The organism is Pseudomonas sp. NyZ201, from assembly GCF_049860765.1.
GTDB classification, from domain to species: Bacteria; Pseudomonadota; Gammaproteobacteria; order Pseudomonadales; family Pseudomonadaceae; genus Aquipseudomonas; species Aquipseudomonas bharatica.
The window spans coordinates 1,437,464-1,456,248 of record NZ_CP187557.1 but is presented as its reverse complement, the minus strand read 5'-3'; the positions used below and the strand labels follow the sequence as shown (position 1 = coordinate 1,456,248).

The 18,785-nt window shown below is 63.6% G+C and carries 15 protein-coding genes; 6 read left to right on the top strand and 9 right to left on the bottom strand.

The window, feature by feature from the left end:
* Positions 1-359 precede the first annotated feature (359 nt).
* A complete protein-coding gene (locus tag ACPFMA_RS06705; protein WP_064303744.1) occupies positions 360-1,433 on the top strand; it encodes a diguanylate cyclase in 1,074 nt (357 codons plus the stop codon).
* A 54-nt stretch (positions 1,434-1,487) separates the two neighbouring features.
* On the top strand, positions 1,488-4,061 hold the full coding sequence (locus ACPFMA_RS06700; RefSeq protein ID WP_425929887.1) for a bifunctional diguanylate cyclase/phosphodiesterase: 2,574 nt from the start codon (positions 1,488-1,490) through the stop codon (positions 4,059-4,061).
* A 3-nt stretch (positions 4,062-4,064) separates the two neighbouring features.
* Here ACPFMA_RS06700 and ACPFMA_RS06695 read toward each other — a convergent pair whose 3' ends face one another.
* Positions 4,065-4,388: a DUF2025 family protein gene (locus ACPFMA_RS06695; protein ID WP_009408346.1), complete on the bottom strand. Its 324-nt coding sequence runs from the start codon at positions 4,386-4,388 to the stop codon at positions 4,065-4,067.
* 200 nt (positions 4,389-4,588) lie between these two features.
* On the opposite strand from ACPFMA_RS06695, the gene ACPFMA_RS06690 reads away from it, so the two are divergent.
* On the top strand, positions 4,589-5,803 hold the full coding sequence (locus tag ACPFMA_RS06690; protein WP_425929886.1) for a GAF domain-containing sensor histidine kinase: 1,215 nt from the start codon (positions 4,589-4,591) through the stop codon (positions 5,801-5,803).
* Between the two features lie 172 nt (positions 5,804-5,975).
* Positions 5,976-6,734 carry an SDR family NAD(P)-dependent oxidoreductase gene (locus ACPFMA_RS06685; protein ID WP_064303741.1) on the top strand — a complete coding sequence of 253 codons (759 nt, stop codon included), beginning with the start codon at positions 5,976-5,978 and terminating at the stop codon, positions 6,732-6,734.
* On the opposite strand, the gene ACPFMA_RS06680 is transcribed toward ACPFMA_RS06685, so the two are convergent.
* The 6 genes from ACPFMA_RS06680 to ACPFMA_RS06655 all read right to left on the bottom strand — a co-directional run bounded on the left by ACPFMA_RS06680 (position 6,698) and on the right by ACPFMA_RS06655 (position 10,937).
* On the bottom strand, positions 6,698-7,594 hold the full coding sequence (locus ACPFMA_RS06680) for an efflux RND transporter periplasmic adaptor subunit (protein WP_064303740.1): 897 nt from the start codon (positions 7,592-7,594) through the stop codon (positions 6,698-6,700). The two genes, ACPFMA_RS06685 and ACPFMA_RS06680, sit on opposite strands and share 37 nt — an antisense overlap.
* 11 nt (positions 7,595-7,605) lie before the next feature.
* Entirely contained in the window at positions 7,606-7,803 is a 198-nt protein-coding gene (locus ACPFMA_RS06675) for a DUF1656 domain-containing protein (protein WP_420059028.1), read from the bottom strand.
* Positions 7,790-9,778 carry an FUSC family protein gene (locus tag ACPFMA_RS06670; protein ID WP_425929885.1) on the bottom strand — a complete coding sequence of 663 codons (1,989 nt, stop codon included), beginning with the start codon at positions 9,776-9,778 and terminating at the stop codon, positions 7,790-7,792. Before ACPFMA_RS06670 ends, ACPFMA_RS06675 begins: the two co-directional genes overlap by 14 nt.
* A 322-nt stretch (positions 9,779-10,100) precedes the next feature.
* On the bottom strand, positions 10,101-10,217 hold the full coding sequence (ccoM, locus tag ACPFMA_RS06665; RefSeq protein WP_042122864.1) for a cytochrome c oxidase subunit CcoM: 117 nt from the start codon (positions 10,215-10,217) through the stop codon (positions 10,101-10,103).
* 134 nt (positions 10,218-10,351) lie between these two features.
* Positions 10,352-10,522 carry a hypothetical protein gene (locus ACPFMA_RS06660; RefSeq protein WP_009408356.1) on the bottom strand — a complete coding sequence of 57 codons (171 nt, stop codon included), beginning with the start codon at positions 10,520-10,522 and terminating at the stop codon, positions 10,352-10,354.
* A gap of 70 nt (positions 10,523-10,592) precedes the next feature.
* Positions 10,593-10,937 carry an aspartate-semialdehyde dehydrogenase gene (locus ACPFMA_RS06655; protein WP_420059026.1) on the bottom strand — a complete coding sequence of 115 codons (345 nt, stop codon included), beginning with the start codon at positions 10,935-10,937 and terminating at the stop codon, positions 10,593-10,595.
* Between the two features lie 198 nt (positions 10,938-11,135).
* On the opposite strand from ACPFMA_RS06655, the gene rapA reads away from it, so the two are divergent.
* Positions 11,136-13,985 carry an RNA polymerase-associated protein RapA gene (gene rapA, locus ACPFMA_RS06650; protein WP_425929884.1) on the top strand — a complete coding sequence of 950 codons (2,850 nt, stop codon included), beginning with the start codon at positions 11,136-11,138 and terminating at the stop codon, positions 13,983-13,985.
* Between the two features lie 117 nt (positions 13,986-14,102).
* On the opposite strand, the gene ACPFMA_RS06645 is transcribed toward rapA, so the two are convergent.
* Positions 14,103-15,458, bottom strand: coding sequence for a spinster family MFS transporter (locus ACPFMA_RS06645; protein ID WP_420059024.1), 1,356 nt, complete (start codon positions 15,456-15,458; stop codon positions 14,103-14,105).
* 269 nt (positions 15,459-15,727) lie between these two features.
* Here ACPFMA_RS06645 and ACPFMA_RS06640 point away from each other — a divergent pair, with 269 nt between their 5' ends.
* Positions 15,728-17,986 (top strand): putative bifunctional diguanylate cyclase/phosphodiesterase, encoded by a 2,259-nt coding sequence (locus ACPFMA_RS06640; protein WP_425929883.1) that lies wholly within the window; start codon positions 15,728-15,730, stop codon positions 17,984-17,986.
* On the opposite strand, the gene ACPFMA_RS06635 is transcribed toward ACPFMA_RS06640, so the two are convergent.
* Positions 17,886-18,776 carry an NAD(P)-dependent oxidoreductase gene (locus ACPFMA_RS06635; RefSeq protein WP_420059022.1) on the bottom strand — a complete coding sequence of 297 codons (891 nt, stop codon included), beginning with the start codon at positions 18,774-18,776 and terminating at the stop codon, positions 17,886-17,888. The two genes, ACPFMA_RS06640 and ACPFMA_RS06635, sit on opposite strands and share 101 nt — an antisense overlap.
* Positions 18,777-18,785: the final 9 nt, after the last annotated feature.

Below are 18,785 nucleotides of genomic sequence, written 5' to 3'. Positions count from 1 at the left end.
TTCTACGCTTTCCTCTCAGCCTGTCAAGCGTTTATTTTGAAGTCTTTCAGAATTTTTCGTTCAACTTCAAACACTTGCTTCAGCTACATCAGCGTTTGCTCGCTGTGTGGGGGCGCATTCTACAGAACGAAAACGCCCCGTCAAGGGAATATTTCCAAAATTTTCAAAAGCTTCATGCGCGCGGGCGGAAGTGCTCGGTGATCACGGCCGAAGAGTGCCATGCGCATGAATAGATACGCGTATGCGTCCGATCACCCTTCAAATGGCTCGCAAGGCCATTCTTGGCCACAGGGCGATTGTTCAACAATACGCACGGTTTTATGCGATAAACGGCGTTCCGGAAAAGTGCGAACCCAATGATGGACAATAAAAGAGGCAAGGGACTTTCATTCGTAAGAAGGATCCATGCACCACGGACGATCGGCATGGGCATCGGCCTGCTCGGCGTCTATGCGGGCATGCTGCCTCTCGATCCCCCGGCCTGGGTATGGGTTGCCATGTTCATCAATGGCCTGGCCTGGCCGCACATCGCCTATTTCGTCGGGCTGCGCTCGCGCTCACCCTATCAGACAGAACAACGCAGCCTGTTGATCGACTCCCTGACCGGCGGATTCTGGACCGCCGCCATGCATTTCAATCCCCTGCCCAGCATCACCATCCTGTCGATGATGACCATGAACAATGTAGCCGCTGGCGGACAGCGCCTGTTCCTGCGCGGTGCGCTCGCCCAGGTTTGCGGCATGTTGCTGGGCATGGCGCTGCTGGGTCCGGGCCTGCAACTGGTCAGCACGACCCAGCAAGTCTACGCCTGCCTGCCCATGCTTACTCTTTATCCACTGGCCTTGGGCTGGGTCTGCTATCGCCTTGCCATCCAATTGTCGGAGCACAAGCGCAGCCTGAGTGCCTTGAGTCGCACCGACAGCCTGACCGGCCTGCTCAACCATGGGTCCTGGAAAGACCTCCTGCAGCTCAAGTTCCAGAACTGCCAGCAGCAGCGACGCAGCGCGGTGATCGCGATCATCGACATTGACCACTTCAAGCGCATCAATGACAGCTATGGACATGTGGCCGGTGACGCCGTACTGCGCCACTTGAGCAAGGAGCTGAAGATCAGCCTGCGCGAGAACGACCTGGCCGGGCGCTACGGCGGCGACGAATTCTGCGTGATTCTGCCCGATACCACCCTGCCCCAGGCAGGACGCCTCATGGAACACCTGCGCGAACGGGTCGCGGCCTATCGCGACGACGCCCTGCCGGAATTGCGTATCAGCCTCAGCATCGGCCTTGCCCTTTGCCGCAGCGACTTCGACGACCCGGTCGCCTGGCTCAACGAGGCCGACCGGGCGCTCTACAGCGCCAAGAACAACGGTCGCGACCAGGTCAATTTCGCCGATGACAGCGGCGCAACCACAAGAGTCGCCTATCCTGAGTGAAGTTCGCCCGCGAGGCAGGCTCGCGAAGGCAGTGCAACAGGACCGGCACGCTTCATGGATAGTCCCGCCAGCGCTCACTCCCCTTCATCACGTCCCCGCCTGCATACGCGCAAACTGATTACAGGCATCTCGCTGCTGTTCGTCCTCGCCTGCATGATCGCCTTCGGCGCGTTGTTCAACATCGCGCAACAACTGAATGAGAGCGCCGGGCGCAAAAGCGTCTTTTATGTCGACAAGGCCCTCCAGCAGCGCCTTGAGTCCTCGCGCCGCTTTCTTTCCAGCTATGCGGTGTGGAACGCCGCCTACGAACACCTGGACGGCAAGGTCGACGAACAGTGGGCCTATATCGAAAAAAACGTCGGCGAATCGCTGTACACCGCCAGCGGTTACGAAGGTGTCTTCGTCATCGACGACAAGCGCACCAAGTACGGACTGTTCAAGGGGCAACCCAGCGCAGCGCCTATTGCCAGCTATATGGATGTCGCGGTGCAACCCATCGTCGAGGCCGCCCGCGCACTTGCCCCCGAACGCGGGCAAGCGAGCCGCTACGTCCTGTTCAACGGCTGGCCGGCAATACTGACTGCCGCGGCGATCCGCCCGGATGACGACGTGCTGGGCATCGATCCGCAAACCACCTCGGTGATGCTGTTCATCGACCAACTGACCCAGGCCAAGCTGGACAAACTGGCCGATGATGCCGGCCTCACCGGCTTGCACATCGCCAAGGCCAGTAACGAGGCCCCGCAACTGCCTCTCGACGACCTGGGCTATAGCCTGCAATGGACCCCGCCTCGCCCCGGCGACCAGTTGCTCTGGGGCGTATTGCCAGCCCTGCTCGGGGCCATGCTGCTCCTGGGCTTGCTGATGCTCGGGTTGTTCCGCTATGCCCTGCGTGCCTCACGCCAGATCAACGACAACCTCAGCGCCCTGCAAGCCAGCAACCAGGCCCTGGAAGCCAGCGAACAGCGTTTTCGTGCCGTGGCGGAGGCGGCGTCCGACTGGATCTGGGAAACCGACCGACAGCTGCGACTGACCTATCTGTCGCAACGCTTCGTCGACGTCACCGGCTACAAGACCAGGGACTGGCTTGGCCAGCCGCTGAACCTGCTGCTTGGTTGCGACACCACACCTCTCGGCGCCTGGCTCGACGACCTCGACGAAACCACGGGTCAGCAAGCGGCTCACCTGCGCTGCGTCTATCACGATAAGCACAACCTTCTGCGCTTCTGCCGACTGTCGGCACGCCCCATACAGGTCAAAGGCCAGCGTATCGGTTTTCGCGGCACCGCCAGCGATATCACCGACGAAGTCGCCGCCCATGCCCATATCCAGCACCTGTCGATGCACGATGCGCTGACCGGGCTGGCCAATCGCAACAAGCTCTCGCGCTTTCTCGAGCAGGCGCTGGTCAAGGGCGAGCAGGCTGCGCCACTGACCCTGATCCTGCTTGACCTGGACAGTTTCAAGCCGATCAATGATTCCCTTGGCCACGCTGCGGGAGACGCAGTATTGCTGGAGGTCGCGGCACGCCTGCGCGAAACCACCCGCGACGGTGACCTGGTGGCCCGCCTCGGCGGCGACGAGTTCATCCTGGCACTCGCCAACATGAACAACCGCAAGGAAATCGATCGGTTCTGCGCCCGCTTGATCGACAGCCTGCAGCAGCCTATCGGCTACGAGGATCAAAGCCTGCACGTGGGCGCCAGCCTCGGCATCGCCCAGACCCGCCTGCAGGGCTACGATCCCGGGGAACTGATCCGCTGCGCCGATATCGCGTTGTACCAGGCCAAGGCCGAGGGCAAGAACACCTGGCGCTACTTCTCAGCGGAAATGAACCAGCAGATCCAGCATCGCCGGCAGTTGGAGAACGACTTGCGCCGGGCGGTGAAGAATCATGAGTTCGTCCTGCATTTCCAGCCACGCTATCACCTGCAAAGCCTGGAGATCGTCTCGGTGGAAGCCTTGGTGCGCTGGCAGCACCCGGTGGAAGGCCTGCTGGGCCCGGACACCTTCATCCCCCTTGCCGAGCAGAGCGACCTGATCGTGCCCCTGGGGCTGTGGGTCCTGCGCAACGCCTGCGAGATCGCCCGCGACTGGCCCGCCCCGCTGCTGGTGTCGGTCAACCTGTCGCCAGCGCAGTTCTCGCGCAGCGATGTGGTCGCCGATGTACGGCGGATCCTTGTGGAAACCGGATTCCCGGCGCAGCGCCTGGAACTGGAGATCACCGAGAATGTCATGCTCAACGATATCGAAGGCGCACTGGGGACCATGAATGCCCTGAAGGAGCTGGGGGTGCGTTTGAACATGGACGACTTCGGTACCGGCTACTCATCCCTGGGTTACCTGCGCACCTACCCCTTCGATAGCATCAAGATCGACAAGCGCTTCGTCGCCGGGCTCAGCAGCGACAGCAACGACCGCGCCGTGGTCCAGGCGATCATCAACTTGGGCAAGGCCATGGGCCTGACCGTGACCGCCGAGGGCGTCGAGACCGAACAGCAATTGCGCGCGCTGGGCATGGAACAGTGTCATGAAGTCCAGGGCTTCTACCTGAGCCGGCCACTGGAACGTGCCGATTTCGAAGCCCTGCTGCACAGCCACCGGAGCAAGGACGGCCAGGCCGGGTAGCGCTCAGCCAAGCCGTCGACGTTGCGCCATGATCTGCGGCAGATCTCGCCTGCGCTGATAAACCCGAAGCGGCTCGCTGATATTCAAGCGATCATCGACATTCTGTTCCAGCAGTACGTCGATCAGCTCGCGGCTCAAGGTCATGAGCTCGCCTTCGCCGCGCTGCCAGACGAATTCGCTGCTGGGCGTGATGCTGTCGTCGGCCACGTCCATGCCGAACGAGTCTTCGCTGAAGCGCACGATGTGCTTGCCGAGCTTGCGGTGGAACCCGACGAAGCCCTTGAGCTGGTCGGCTGCGGCGCAGATGTCCTGGGAAGTGATGTGCATGTCAAACCTCGCTGAAACACCCATGTGGGTGCTGGTCAAAAGGAATTGGCACGCAGGCGAATGGGCAGACCTCTGACGGGAATGCTCGAGTTCCGAAAGATTACTGGAAATTGCCTACCGCTTGGGTGGAATTTTCTTCGTAGTCCCGGATGCTCGCTACACTAGAAATCCTTGTCGACGTTTCGGTGGCCGTTTTTCCGATGACTAATGCAGCACTTTCAGACAGCGCTACCATAGGCAGGATCAACGTGATCCCGGCCATCCTGCAGGTCATCAGTGAGACCACGGGGCTGCGTTTTGCGGCAGTCGCGCGGGTGACCGAAGCGCGCTGGACGGCACTCGCGGTACTCGACACCTTCGGTTTCGGCATTGCCGTGGGTGGCGAACTGGAAGCCTCCACCACCCTGTGCAACGAGATTCGCGCCGGGCAGAAAACCATAGTGATCGACCACGCCAGCCAGGACGAAACCTACCGCGACCACCCCACGCCACGCCTGTACGGCTTCGAGAGCTACATCGCGGTGCCGGTACTGCGCAGCGACGGCAGCTTCTTCGGCACCATCTGCGCCCTGGATCCCCTGCCCCGCTCGCTCAAGGGCAGTGCCATCCAACCCATGATGGAAGCCTTTGCCCGCCTGCTGTCGATCCAGATCGAAAGCGAAGAAAGCGTCCAGCGCACCGAGATCGCCCTGGAAAAAGAGCGGCAGATCGCCGGGCTAAGGGAAAAATTCATTGCCGTGCTCGGCCATGATCTGCGCAATCCGCTGTTCGCCATCACCGCCGGCGCCGAATTGCTGAGCAAGCGCCTTACCGACGAGCGCTCGCGGACCATCGCCGAGCACATCCTCACCTCCGGTCATCGTGCCACGCAACTGGTACGGGACGTTCTTGACTTCGCCCGCGGCCGCCTCGGCGATGGCATTCCCCTGAATATCCAGCCCTGCGCCGATCTGGACCAGGCGCTGCGCCATGTCGCGGGAGAATTGCAGCGGGTGCATCCGGCTCGACTGATCGAACTGGACATCGGCGACCTCTCCGGCATGCACTGCGATCGCGAGCGGATCTGCCAGGTGCTCTCCAACCTGATCGCCAACGCGCTGCAGCACGGCGACGAACAGGGAGTCATCCGGATTTCGGCGAGGATTGCCGACGATGATTTCATCCTCAGCGTGCACAACAACGGCGAGCCCATCGCCCCGGCCATCATGGCGCAGATGTTCGAACCCTTTTCCCACCCTGCCTCGGATGCGCCGCAGGTCGGCCTTGGCCTGGGACTCTACATCGCCAAGCAGATCGCTCTGGCCCATGGTGGGTACATGGATGTGCAATCGTCTGCCGCGGCCGGCACCCTGTTCAGCCTGCATCTGCCGCTGGTCCGAGCTGCTCGCGCAGCCGGGCGGACAGCCAGCCCATGAACAGGCGCACCCGCGGCGGCAGATAGTGCTGACGCGCATAAAGCCGGCGCATTTCCCGGAGCACTCATTGTTCGGATCAGGCGAACAGTCTTTCCAATAAGCACGGATTTATCAGCACATAACCGACCAATAGACTGGCCTCACTCCCCGCTCCCAAAAAGAGGTAATGCACATGCCCCGCAAGATTGCACTTATCACCGGCGCCAGCCGCGGTCTGGGCAAGAACGCAGCGCAACACCTGGCGGCCCAGGGCTTCGATATCATCGGCACCTGGCACAGCAAGGCCGGCGAAGCGCAGACACTGGCCTCGACCCTGGAGAACTCAGGTGCCCGCGCCGTCATGCTGCAACTGGACGTTGGCGACAGCGCCAGCTTCGAAGCTTTCGCCAATACGCTGAAAGCCACCCTGAGCAAGGACTTCGGCCGCGACCATCTGGACGTGCTGGTGAACAATGCCGGGATTGGCCTGAACGTGCCTTTCGCCGAAACCAGCGAAGCGCAGTTCGACCAGATGCTGAACATCCAGCTCAAGGGTCCGTTCTTCCTCACCCAGCGCCTGTTGCCACTGATCGCCGACAATGGCCGGATCATCAATATTTCCACGGGCCTGACCCGCTTCACCATGCCCGGCCATGCCGCCTACGCGGCGATGAAAGGTGCGATGGAAGTACTGACCCGCTACCAGGCCAAGGAACTGGGGCCACGCGGGATACGCGTGAACATCCTTGCCCCGGGCGCCATCGAGACCGATTTCGGTGGCGGCCTGGTGCGCGACAACCAGCAAGTCAATGCGGGAATCGCCGGCAATACTGCGCTCGGACGGGTCGGGCTGCCGGACGACATCGGCGCGGCCATTGCCCTGCTCGCCAGCGACGGTGCCGGCTGGGTGACCGGTCAGCGCCTCGAGGCCTCCGGCGGCATGTTCCTCTGATCGTCAGCTTCACCCACCTGAACGCTGGCGGTCATGCCGGCGCTCAGGTTGACGCCTTCCGGCACCTTGTCGAGGCTGATGCGTACCGGGATGCGCTGGGCCAGGCGCACCCAGTTGAAGGTTGGCTCGACTTCGGCGAGCAGCTGGCTGTCGGGGTTGGCGTTACGGTCGGTGATGCCGCGGCTGATGCTCTGCACGTGGCCCTGCATCGGCTCGCCGGCACTCATCAACCAGATTTTCACCGGCGCGCCGACCTTGATCCGCGGCAGCTTGGTTTCCTCGAAGTAGGCCTGGACATAAAAGGTCGAATCATCCACCAGGGCCATCACCGACTGTCCTGCATTGACGTAATTGCCCTCGGCCAGGCGCAGGTTGGTGATATGGCCGTTGCGCGGCGCCTTGACTTTGCTGCGCTCCAGGTTGATCTGCGCCAGCTTGGCATCGGCCTGGGCCTGGCGCAGTTCGCCACGGGCCACGGCGGCGCCGATCTGGGCGTTCTCGCGCAGTTCGGCGCTGATGGCCTGGGGCCCGAGGGCGGCACGGCGGGAGGCCTCATGCTCGCGCAAGCGCAACTGTTGCTGACGGGTGTCGGCTACCGCATTGGCCTTGTCCAGCGCGGCTTCGAAACGGTCACTGTCGATCGACATCAGCAGGTCGCCGGCCTTGACCTCCTGGTTGTCCTTCACGTTCAGCTCGCGCACCCAGCCAGATACATCCGGCGCGACGATCACCACGTCGGCGCGGATCTTCGCGTCGCGGGTCCAGGGTGTGAGCATGTAGTACTGCCATAGTCGGGTGCCGGCGAAGATGGCCACGGCCACCAGGCACAGGGTCAAGGCGATACGCACGATGGTACGCATGAACGAACTCCTCAAAGGTACAGCGTGACCAGGGTCAGCACGCAAACGAACAAGGCACTGTCGAACAGCGCCTCGTGCCAGATCCAGCGCTGCAACGGGGTCAGGCGCAGGATGAAGCGCAGCAGCCCGGTAAGCAGCAACGCCAGCACTACATAAAGAAGAAACGGACTGAGCAGCACCCCGCCCAGCGCCCACTCACGCAAGCCCATGCAGATCCTCCAGGCGGCGGCACCAGCGGCCCCAGCTCTTTTGCAGTTGCACAACGGCGCCCACCGCCAGGCGCAGGGCGTCGCTGGCAGGTTGCTCGCGCAGGGCGGCGATAAAGGTTTCGCTGGCGGCATCCAGGCGCTGCTCGCGCCCAGGCCCCGGGCCTCGCGCCAGCACGTCCTGCAACCGCTCCAGGTACTCGCGTTCGGCCGACGCGAGCGGGGCCCGGGCGATCGCCAGGCACATGCGCAAATGCAGCAACTCATCCCCCATATCCAGGCCATGCAGGCCATCGTCCCAGCGGCTGCGCTCATGCTCCGGCAGGGCGTTGTAGTGCCGTGCCAATTGCAGCAGGCGATCGGCCATGCGCCCGCCGAACCAGGTTTCGGCGCCACGCAGGTCGCGCCGGGTCAGGCGTACCAGGTCGCTCTGGGTCGCGGCGCGCAAGCGCCGGCCATGCCAGGCCGGATTGCGCAGCACCAGCAACTTGAACGCCAGCACCGCCGCACCGACGCCCATCAGCATGGCCTGGGCATTGTTGAGGAAGCTTTCGACACTGAAGGTCATGGTGTTCAGCGGCGAGACCAGCACGATGAAGTGCAGGCAATAGGACGTGGCCGTAGCGCCGATGCGTGGATTGGCCATACCCAGCGCACCGAAGAACAGCGGCACGCCCATGCCCAGGCACAGCAGGGCAAAACTGCTCCATTGCGGCAAGAGGATCTGCCCGACCAGGAAGGCCACCGGTAGCGCCAGGAGAATCCCGCGCAGAAAACTCATACCGATCTGCGCGCCGTTTTCCCGGCTGGCGAACAGGCTGCAGACCACGCAGGTCAGCACCAGGCCACCGGGCGCCGCGCCCCAGGCCGTGGCCATCCAGAACGTCGCCATCGCCAGGAATGCCAGCGCACTGCGTGAGCCGAAGAGCAGGCCCAGGGGCACATCACGGTGTACCGCAAGGCTATCGGGAAGATCGGCCGGCGCCTGGCCCTGCTCCACCGCATGCAGTGCCTGCGTCGCGGCGACGGCGTTGTCCAGCAACAGGGTCATGCGCGCCAGGCAATAGTGTTCGGCGGCGCTGTCGCGCAGTTCCAGGGCGGCTTGCCAGACCCGCTCGCGCAAGGCTTGCAAGGCCTCGGTGTCGGGATTGGCCAGCGCGGCGCGGATTTCGTCCAGCCAGGGTTGCAGATGCGCCGCCTCGCGGTCGTCCAGTTGTCGCCACTGGCGCCGTACCGAACGGGCGATACGCAGCAGCACCAGGAGCTTCTGGCTCAGCCCGCGGATGGCCCGGGCGCGCTGGCGGCCAAGACTGCCTTCGAACCAGGCGTGTTCACGCTGGGAGTCCACGGCAACGATACGCCCGAGGATCTCCACGAGGCCCTTGCGCCCCTCCTCGTCGCCGCCGAGGGTCGCGCTGGCCGTCTGCAAACCGCTCTGCCAGGCCTGGCGCGCCTGCACCGCCAACTGTCGCTCGACGCGCAAGGGCCAGAGCAACGCACTGGCCAGGGTGGCGCAGACGATACCGAGACTGATCTCGGTGCAACGGGCAACGGCCTGGTCGAATATCTGCAACGGGTGGCTGATCGCCGGGAGCGCAATGATCGCCACGGTATAGCCGGCCAGGACGAAGGAGTAGGCCCAGGCGCTGCGCAGCAGGGTCGAGCAGGCGGTGCACAGGCCCAGCCATAGCGCCAGGCAGACCAGGAACAGCCAGGGAGTCTGGGCGAAAACGGCCATGAACAGCACCGACATGATCGTGCCGACCAGCGTGCCAAGCAGCCGCGCCAGGCCCTTTTGCAGGACCATGCCGGACAGTGGCTGGGCGACGATGAACGCGGTCATCAGCGCCCAGGACGGCTGTTCAAGGCCCCAGCGCAAGGCCAGCCACAACGCCAGGCCGCCACCGAGCAAGGTCTTGATGGCGAACTGCAAAGCCGCTTTGTCGGGGGCGAACAGCGCGTGGAGGGTGATGGGCAATGGTGTGAACCTGAAGGTGGTGGAGTTAACGATAGACAGTGGAGCGGAAAAGATCCGAAACACAATTATTAGCTAGCTAACTATCATTAGTCCAGCACCTTTTCCTAGGGCAACAAAAAACCCTGTGGGAGCTGGCTTGTCGGACCGCCGAACCGCAGCGATTGCGATGGTGAATTCACCAAAGTAATCGCTGGCAAGCCAGCTCCCACAGGGTTCCGTGTCATCCCAGAGATAAAGCGTACTACTGGAAAAATAACAGGCAAAAAAAATGGGCGACCGAAGTCGCCCTAAATGCCTTGCGTGCTCGTTGTATCGGGAAGGATCAGCGGTCTTTGCGCTTCTGCGAGTCCTTCCAGATGAAAAGTCCGAAACCGGCGAAGAAAACAAACATCAATCCGACCGTGACGACGCCAGCGACAACCACATTATCGAAGAACATGTCGGCCTCCATTTGCCTGTGCCTGTCCGATGGGTGAACAGTAGCGAATGTGCCGGGAGGGAAAATTGACCGAGGTCAATGGCGCCCGGGGCGGGCGCCGGAGGGGGGTGCAGGCTTGACCTGCATCAAGATTTTCAGCGTTTGCCGGGTTTGCCCTTGGGCTTTTTCTTCGACTTCTTCGCGGTACCGATCGGCATGGCCTGCTCGAAGGCCTTGCGCACTTCGTTCAGGCGCTTGTCATTGAGGTCATGGATGCGGCGGGCGCGCTCGGCGCCGAAATCGATCAGGTTGTCGTCTTGGCTCATGGTCGGGCTCGGAAGGCGGACAGCGGAGCACTCATCATGAAGGCTCGCGCCGATACTGCAAAGACCCGGCTCAGACTTCGATGTCCACCAGCAGCCCCTGGCGGTTCTCGCCGCCCATCAAGGGAGCGACCGGCACGGTATTGTCGGCGTTGAGGTCATCGCCAGGCGTCGGCAAGTAGGGATCATCGCCCTGCTCCTCACCAGGATGTTGCCCGCCGTGCTGGCCCTGGCGACGGCGCTGCTCTTCGCGCAGCAGGAGCGCAGCCTGCTCCGGGTCGCGGTGCTTGAGGTCGATCGCGCCCTCGCTGGAAGCCGGCTGGGTCGGCACCACGGGCTTGATGTCCGGGGTCGGCTTGACCGGGTCCATCTGCTGCGTAATGGGAGCAGCGCTCAGCGGGATCAGTGGTGGCAGCATGGGATTCGGTCTCCTGTCACCCGTTCTATCGGCTCGATATCTCTATGCTTGAGCCTAGGACCGGCTTCCCCGGTCGATGTTGCAGGCCCCACCGGGCAATCGACGAACGGGACGCGTTGCCGTGTGGCCGGAATCTTTGGTTTGAAAGGCCGCTATCCGTTAAGATAGCCAGCTTTTTCATGGCGGGAGTCAGGCAGTATGGCGCAGCAGTATCAACCGGGACAACGCTGGATCAGCGACAGCGAAGCCGAGCTGGGTCTGGGTACCGTTCTGGCACAGGATGGCCGCTTGTTGACCGTGCTCTACCCGGCCACTGGCGATACCCGCCAGTACTCCCTGCGCAATGCCCCGCTGACCCGGGTGCGCTTTTCTCCCGGTGACCAGATCACCCATTTCGAAGGCTGGAAACTGACCGTACGCGAAGTCGAGACGACCGACGGCGGCCTGCTGGTCTATCACGGCCTCGACGCGCAGAACCAGGCGCGTATCCTGCCGGAAACCCAGCTCTCCAACTTCATCCAGTTCCGTCTGGCCAGCGACCGTCTGTTCGCCGGGCAGATCGACCCGCTGCCATGGTTCTCGCTGCGCTACAACACCCTGGAGCACACCAGCCGCCAGTTGCAGTCGTCGCTGTGGGGCCTCGGCGGCGTGCGCGCCCAGCCGATCGCGCACCAATTGCATATCGCCCGTGAAGTGGCCGACCGCATCGCCCCACGGGTTCTGCTGGCCGACGAAGTAGGCCTGGGCAAGACCATCGAAGCCGGCCTGGTGATCCATCGCCAGTTGCTCTCCGGTCGCGCCAGCCGCGTGCTTATCCTGGTCCCGGAAAACCTCCAGCACCAATGGCTGGTGGAAATGCGCCGGCGCTTCAACCTGCAGGTCGCGCTGTTCGATGCCGAGCGTTTCATCGAAAGCGACGCCAGCAACCCGTTCGAAGACGCCCAACTGGCCCTGGTAGCCCTGGAGTGGCTGACCGAGGACGAAAAGGCCCAGGACGCCCTGTTCGCCGCCGGCTGGGATCTGCTGGTGGTCGACGAAGCGCACCACCTGGTCTGGCACGAGGACCAGGTCAGCCCTGAATACGCGCTGGTCGAGCAGCTCGCCGAAGTCATCCCCGGCGTCCTGCTGCTCACCGCCACCCCGGAGCAGCTCGGCCAGGACAGCCATTTCGCCCGCCTGCGCCTGCTCGATCCGAACCGCTTCCACGACCTGGCCGCCTTCCGTGCCGAGAGCGAGCACTATCGCCCGGTGGCCGAAGCCGTCCAGGAACTGCTCGACAACGGCCGGCTGTCGCCGAAGGCCCATGCCACCATCCAGGGCTTCCTGGGTGCCGAAGGCGAAGCCTTGCTGGCTGCCGTCAACGACGGCGACAGCCAGGCCAGCGCGCGCCTGATCCGCGAACTGCTGGACCGCCACGGCACCGGCCGCGTGCTGTTCCGCAACACCCGTGCCGCCGTCCAGGGCTTCCCGCAGCGCCAGTTGCACGCCTATCCCCTGCCCTGCCCGGACCAGTACATGGAACTGCCGGTGGGCGAGCACGCCGACCTGTACCCGGAAGTCAGCTTCCAGGCCCAGGGCGATGGCGACGAAGAAAACCGCTGGTGGCGCTTCGACCCGCGGGTCGACTGGCTGATCGATACCCTGAAGATGCTCAAGCGGGTCAAGGTCCTGGTGATCTGTGCCCACGCCGAAACCGCCATGGACCTGGAAGACGCCCTGCGCGTGCGCTCCGGCATCCCGGCCACGGTGTTCCACGAAGGCATGAGCATCCTCGAGCGCGACCGCGCCGCCGCCTACTTCGCCGACGAGGAATTCGGCGCCCAGGTGCTGATCTGCTCGGAAATCGGCAGTGAAGGACGCAACTTCCAGTTCGCCCATCATCTGGTGCTGTTCGACCTGCCGGCCCACCCCGACCTGCTGGAACAGCGCATCGGTCGTCTCGACCGGATCGGCCAGAAGCACACCATCGAGCTGCACGTACCGCACCTGCAGAACAGCCCGCAGGAGCGCCTGTTCCAGTGGTACCACCAGGCTCTCAACGCCTTCCTCGCCACCTGCCCGACCGGCAACGCCCTGCAGCACCAGTTCGGCCCGCGCCTGCTGCCGCTGCTGGAAGACACCGATGAAAGCCAGTGGGAAGCGCTGATCGCCGAGGCACGTGGCGAGCGCGAGCGTCTCGAAGCCGAGCTGCACAGCGGTCGCGACCGTCTGCTGGAACTCAATTCCGGCGGTGCTGGCGAAGGCCAGGCGCTGGTGGAGGCAATCCTCGAACAGGACGATCAGTTCGCCCTGCCGATCTATATGGAAACCCTGTTCGACGCCTTCGGCATCGACAGCGAGGACCACTCGGACAACGCCTTGATCCTCAAGCCGAGCGAGAAGATGCTCGATGCCAGCTTCCCGCTGGGCGACGACGAAGGCGTGACCATCACCTATGACCGCGACCAGGCCATGTCCCGCGAGGACATGCAGTTCCTGACCTGGGAGCATCCGATGGTACAAGGCGGCATGGACCTGGTGCTGAGCGGCTCGATGGGCAACACGGCCGTCGCGCTGATCAAGAACAAGGCGCTCAAGCCGGGCACCGTACTGCTGGAACTGCTCTACGTCAGCGAAGTGGTCGCGCCGCGCTCGCTGCAACTGGGCCGCTACCTGCCGCCGGCAGCGCTGCGCTGCCTGCTGGACGCCAATGGCAACGACCTGGCGCCACGGGTGTCCTTCGAGACCATCACCGACCAGTTGGAAAGCGTGCCCAAGGCCAGCGCCAACAAGTTCATCCAGGCCCAGCGTGACGTGCTGGCGCCAAGGATCAACGCCGGCGAAGCCAAGGTCCTGCCGCGTCACAACGAACGCGTGGCCGAGGCGCAACGCCGCCTGGCGGCGGAAACCGATGAGGAGCTGGCACGCCTGACGGCCCTGCAAGCGGTGAACCCGACGGTGCGAGACAGCGAGATCGTAGCGCTGCGCAAGCTGCGCGAGGATGGCTTGGCGATGCTGGAAAAGGCCGCTCTGCGGCTCGAGGCGATTCGGGTGCTGGTCGCTGGCTGAGTCTGTGTCCGGGACGGCCTCATCGCTGGCAACGCCAGCTCCCACAGGTATAGCGTGCACCGCTGAACCTTGTGGGAGCCGGCGTTGCCGGCGATGAGGCCGGCACTGACACCCGGCTTAAAGAGCCTCGGCGGCCTTGCCCGCCTGCGCAGCCCCCTCCTCCACCATCCCGTCCTTCATCTTCTGCGCATCCCGGGCAAAGGTGCGCGTCGCGAACAGCAGGAATACCAGGGTCGCCGCCAGGGCAAACGGAATCAGCCCCATGGCGTTATGCAGGCCCACCGCCTTGAATGCCTCGGTCATGTCGACCGCACCCGCTTCCAGCATCGCCACCTGGGCGTAATGATCCGACAGGGTCCCGACCACCAGTGGCCCAAGCCCCCCACCCAACAGGTACAAGCCGGCAAAGAACAACGCCATCGCCGTCGCTCGCAGGCGCGGCTGCACCACATCCTGGATCGCGGTGTAGACGCAGGTGTAGAAGTTATAGGCAAACAGCCAGCCAATACCGAACAGGGCAATGAACACGCCGATCTCCACCCGTCCCAGATACAGCGCCGTTCCGGTCCCGACGGTCGCCACCAGCATGCTGAAGGCCCCGAACAGCAGGCGCCCGCCCGGCAGGCGCTGATGGATCTTGTCCGCGACCCACCCGCCCAGGGTCAGTCCGACCAGGCCGGTCACGCCGACTATCACCCCGGTCGCCACCGCCGCGTTCTGCAATGACAGGGAAAAGTAGCGTTGCAGCATCGGCACCATGAACGAGTTGCAGGCGTAGGTGGCGAAGTTGTAGGCCAGGCCCGCGAGCACCAGCCAGCCGAAGGTCGGGATGCTCAGCACCCGGCGCAACGGCCGGTCCAGCGGAGCCTGGGAGGATGCCACCGCTTCCGCCGCGCCGCGTGCCGGCTCGCGGATCATGAACATGAACACCGCCAGCAGCAGCCCTGGCACCGCCGCGATGAAGAACGGCGCACGCCAACTGCCGAAATACTGGACCATCGCGCCGATGGTGAAGAACGCCAGCAACAGCCCCAGCGGCAGACCGAGCATGAAGATGCCCATGGCCCGGGCGCGTCGTTCGGCCGGGAACAGGTCACCGATCAGCGAATTGGCCGCCGGCGCATAGCTGGCCTCGCCGATCCCGACGCCCATGCGCACCAACAGGAAGCTCCAGAAGCTGCCGACCATGCCATTGACTGCCGTCAGCCCGCTCCATACGGTCAGGCCCCAGCCCATCACCTTGCTGCGCGAACCGGTGTCGGCCAGGCGTCCCAGGGGCAGGCCGGCAATCGCATAGACCAGGGTGAAGGCCGTGCCGATCAGGCCGATCTGCATGTCGCTGAGATGCCACTCCAGGCGGATCGGCTCGATCACGATCGCGGGAATGGTGCGGTCGAAGAAATTGAACAGGTTGGCCAGGAACAGCAGGAACAGAATGCGCCAGGCATTCGCCGCTTGAGTGGGGCTGTGCATCGGTCGATCCCTCTTTATTGTTGTCGGCGCGTACCGCACGCCGGACAAAATCTAGAGGGCCATTCCCGGTCTGTCTGCGATCATCCACGAGATTGATGGCAGGTAATTGTAACCATTTGCACCGTTATAACCCGTCGCGATAAAAACACCCATCGCTTCAGTGAAATCAATCTGCCATCCAAGCGGATAGCGCACCATACTCAAAACCAAAAGAGTCTCCAGGCGGTTTGGGGACGAGTGCAAACTCGGCTGAACTGAGAGGCGCGCTAATGGAATGGCTGCATATCATGCTCGCCGAGCATCCGGCGGGGCATTTTGCTCTGGCGGCGCGACACGACCCTTGGCTGATCCTCCTCGCCTACCTGGTGATGTGCGCCGGCAGCTTCGCCACCCTCGACATCATCGAACGCATCGGCGACGCCGAACAGGCCAGCGCCCGACGACGCTGGAAACTGCTGGGCGCCTGCTGCCTGGCCTGCAGTGTGTGGGCCATGCACTACATCGGCATGCTGGCCTTCGAGACTTCGCTGGAAGTCCATTACGACATGTTCCTCACCAGCGTGTCGCTGCTGATCATGCTGTTCGCTGCCCTCGGCGCCATGAGCTTCCTCGGCCAGAGCCAACCGAGCAACCGCCACTACACCCTGGCCGCGCTGTGCATCGCCTCGGGGGTGGCGATCATGCATTACACCGGCATGGCGGCCATGCGTTCCCGGGCCGTGCAACTCTACGATCCGACCCTGGTGCTGGGCTCGGTGGTAGTGGGGCTGCTCGCCGCGCTGCTGTCGATGATGATGGCCCGTCACCTGCGCCAGGGAAACGTAGCGCGCCCGCAACTGTTCAAGTACAGCGCCGCGCTGATCATGGCGGCCGGCATCATCGCCACCCACTACGCCGGCATGCACGCATTGACCCTGGTGCTTCCCGACGGGGCCGCGCCCCAGATCGTGGTCACCGACAACAGCTTGCAACTGAGCCTGACCATCGCCGTGATCACCCTGCTGATCAGCGGCAGTTGCATCAGCGCCGCGCTCTCGGACAAGAAGCTGCAAAGCAAGGAACAGGACCTGCGCCGGGTCAACACCCTGCTCAGCCAGCTCGACCAGGCCCGGGTTTCGCTGCAACAGGCAGCGCACTACGATGCCCTGACCAACCTGGTCAACCGCCGCGGCTTCAACCAGATCTTCGCCGAGCGCCTGGCCGAGCGCACCCAGCAGGGTGGCATGCTCGGAGTGATGTTCCTCGATATCGATCACTTCAAGCGCATCAACGACAGCCTCGGACATGACGCCGGCGACCAGTTGCTCAAGGCCATCGCCCATTTGATCAGCGCCGCCACCCGGACCCAGGACGTAGTCGCCCGCCTTGGCGGCGACGAGTTCTGCATTCTTTTCAGCCTGAACAGCCCCGAAGAGGCGCGCGGCCTGGCCCAGCGCATCCTGAACAAGGTCCGCGAGCCCATCGACCTGGCGGGGCGACGCATGGTCATGACCACCAGTATCGGCATCAGCCTTTACCCCACCGATGGCAACACCTGCGATGAACTGCTCAAGCACGCCGACCTGGCGCTCTACCAGTCCAAGGGCGGCGGGCGCAACAAGGCGAATTTCTTCAGCGACAACCTCAAGACCCGCGCCACCCTGGAACTGCAACTGGAAGAAGAATTGCGCATCGCCTTGCAGGAAGACCATGGCCTGCGCTTGCACTACCAGCCGATCTACGAGTTGGCCAGCGGCAAGGTCAGCAAGCTCGAGGCGTTGATCCGCTGGCAGCACCCGCAACACGGCCTGCTCAGCCCCGACCGCTTTATCGGCATCGCCGAAACCAACGGGCTGATCGCCGACCTCGATCTCTGGGTGCTGCGTCGCGCCTGCCAGGACCTGGCCCAACTGAGCCAGCACGGCTTCGACGAATTGAAGGTGACAGTGAACTGCTCGGCCCTGACCCTGGGCCGTGACGAGCTGGCCAGGGAAGTCGAAGACGCGCTGCACAACGCCGGCCTGCCGGCCTGGCGCCTTGAGCTGGAAGTCACGGAAAACGCCCTGATGGCCAATATCCACAGCACCATCGAGTTGCTGCGGCGTATCCGCCAGCAGGGCGTGTCACTGTCGATCGATGACTTCGGCACCGGCTATTCGTCCCTGGCCTATCTCAAGCGCCTGCCCCTGGATACCCTGAAGATCGACCGCTCGTTCATCCAGGACGTGCCGCATTCCCGGGCAGACAACAATATCGTCCAGGCGATCATGGTGATGGCCCACACCCTGCACCTGAAGGTAATCACCGAGGGCGTGGAAACCGAGGAACAATACAGCTTCCTGCGGCGCCTGGGCTGCGACGCCATCCAGGGTTACCTGTTGAGCCGGCCGGTACCGCTGGAGAACCTGCACGCGGTGCTCGACAGCCTCAACCATCGCGAAGAGCGCCTTACGGCGTGCTGCGATACAGATCGATCAGCGTCGCCGGATCTTTTTCCAGATAGCCCTGACTGCCATGCAAGCGCATCAACTGCGCAGCCAGGCCGCTGACCGGCGTCGCCACACCCTGTTCGCGGGAAAACTTCACGGCGCTGTCGAGATCCTTGAGCAACGTCCGCACATGCCATTTCACCGGCTCGAAGCGGCTTTCGGCCATTTGCGGGGCGAGGATCTGCAAAGGTTTGGAATCAGCGAAACCGCCGGCCAGGGCGTCGGCGATCAGGCCGGCGTCCACTCCCGACTTTTCCGCCAGGGCCACCACTTCGGCGATCACCAATGCATTGCAGGCGACGATCATCTGGTTGCAGGCCTTGGTGACCTGGCCCGCGCCCACGCCCCCCATATGGGTAACCCGCTGGCCCAGTGACAGGAGTGCCGGACGTACCCGCTCAAGATCGCTCGCGTCGCCTCCCACCATGATCGCCAGGGTGCCGGCTTGCGCGCCAGGCGTACCACCGGACACCGGGGTATCGAGCCAGCCCATGCCGGTCGCGGCCTTGAGTTGCGCGGCCATTTCCCGGGTGGCGGAAGGTTCCAGGCTGGAGAAGTCCACCAGCAATTGCCCGGGCCGGGCCTTGCCGGCAATGCCATCCGGGCCGAACACCACCTCGCGCACCACCGCAGTGTCGGCCAGGCACAGCATCACCACGTCGGCAGCCTCGCAGAGTTCGCCGGGCGCCTGCACCTGACGTGCGCCGGCAGCCACCAGGGGCGCGCATTTGTCCGGCGAACGGTTCCATACCGTCAGCTTGTGGCCCGCCGCCAGCAAGCGGCGACACATGGGCAACCCCATCAGGCCGATACCGGCAAAACCCAGGGACAAAGGCAATGAATTGCTCATCTACAGCTC

What these genes read in the sequence shown, in the direction of transcription:
- ACPFMA_RS06685 (WP_064303741.1), top strand. Translation starts at nt 5,976, where the DNA reads ATGCCCCGCAAGATTGCACTTATCACCGGCGCCAGCCGCGGTCTGGGC.
- ACPFMA_RS06640 (WP_425929883.1), top strand. Translation starts at nt 15,728, where the DNA reads ATGGAATGGCTGCATATCATGCTCGCCGAGCATCCGGCGGGGCATTTT.
- ccoM (WP_042122864.1), bottom strand. Translation starts at nt 10,217, where the DNA reads ATGTTCTTCGATAATGTGGTTGTCGCTGGCGTCGTCACGGTCGGATTG.
- ACPFMA_RS06700 (WP_425929887.1), top strand. Translation starts at nt 1,488, where the DNA reads ATGGATAGTCCCGCCAGCGCTCACTCCCCTTCATCACGTCCCCGCCTG.
- ACPFMA_RS06690 (WP_425929886.1), top strand. Translation starts at nt 4,589, where the DNA reads ATGACTAATGCAGCACTTTCAGACAGCGCTACCATAGGCAGGATCAAC.
- ACPFMA_RS06680 (WP_064303740.1), bottom strand. Translation starts at nt 7,594, where the DNA reads ATGCGTACCATCGTGCGTATCGCCTTGACCCTGTGCCTGGTGGCCGTG.
- ACPFMA_RS06705 (WP_064303744.1), top strand. Translation starts at nt 360, where the DNA reads ATGGACAATAAAAGAGGCAAGGGACTTTCATTCGTAAGAAGGATCCAT.
- ACPFMA_RS06645 (WP_420059024.1), bottom strand. Translation starts at nt 15,458, where the DNA reads ATGCACAGCCCCACTCAAGCGGCGAATGCCTGGCGCATTCTGTTCCTG.
- ACPFMA_RS06660 (WP_009408356.1), bottom strand. Translation starts at nt 10,522, where the DNA reads ATGAGCCAAGACGACAACCTGATCGATTTCGGCGCCGAGCGCGCCCGC.
- ACPFMA_RS06635 (WP_420059022.1), bottom strand. Translation starts at nt 18,776, where the DNA reads ATGAGCAATTCATTGCCTTTGTCCCTGGGTTTTGCCGGTATCGGCCTG.
- ACPFMA_RS06655 (WP_420059026.1), bottom strand. Translation starts at nt 10,937, where the DNA reads ATGCTGCCACCACTGATCCCGCTGAGCGCTGCTCCCATTACGCAGCAG.
- ACPFMA_RS06675 (WP_420059028.1), bottom strand. Translation starts at nt 7,803, where the DNA reads ATGGGCTTGCGTGAGTGGGCGCTGGGCGGGGTGCTGCTCAGTCCGTTT.
- ACPFMA_RS06695 (WP_009408346.1), bottom strand. Translation starts at nt 4,388, where the DNA reads ATGCACATCACTTCCCAGGACATCTGCGCCGCAGCCGACCAGCTCAAG.
- rapA (WP_425929884.1), top strand. Translation starts at nt 11,136, where the DNA reads ATGGCGCAGCAGTATCAACCGGGACAACGCTGGATCAGCGACAGCGAA.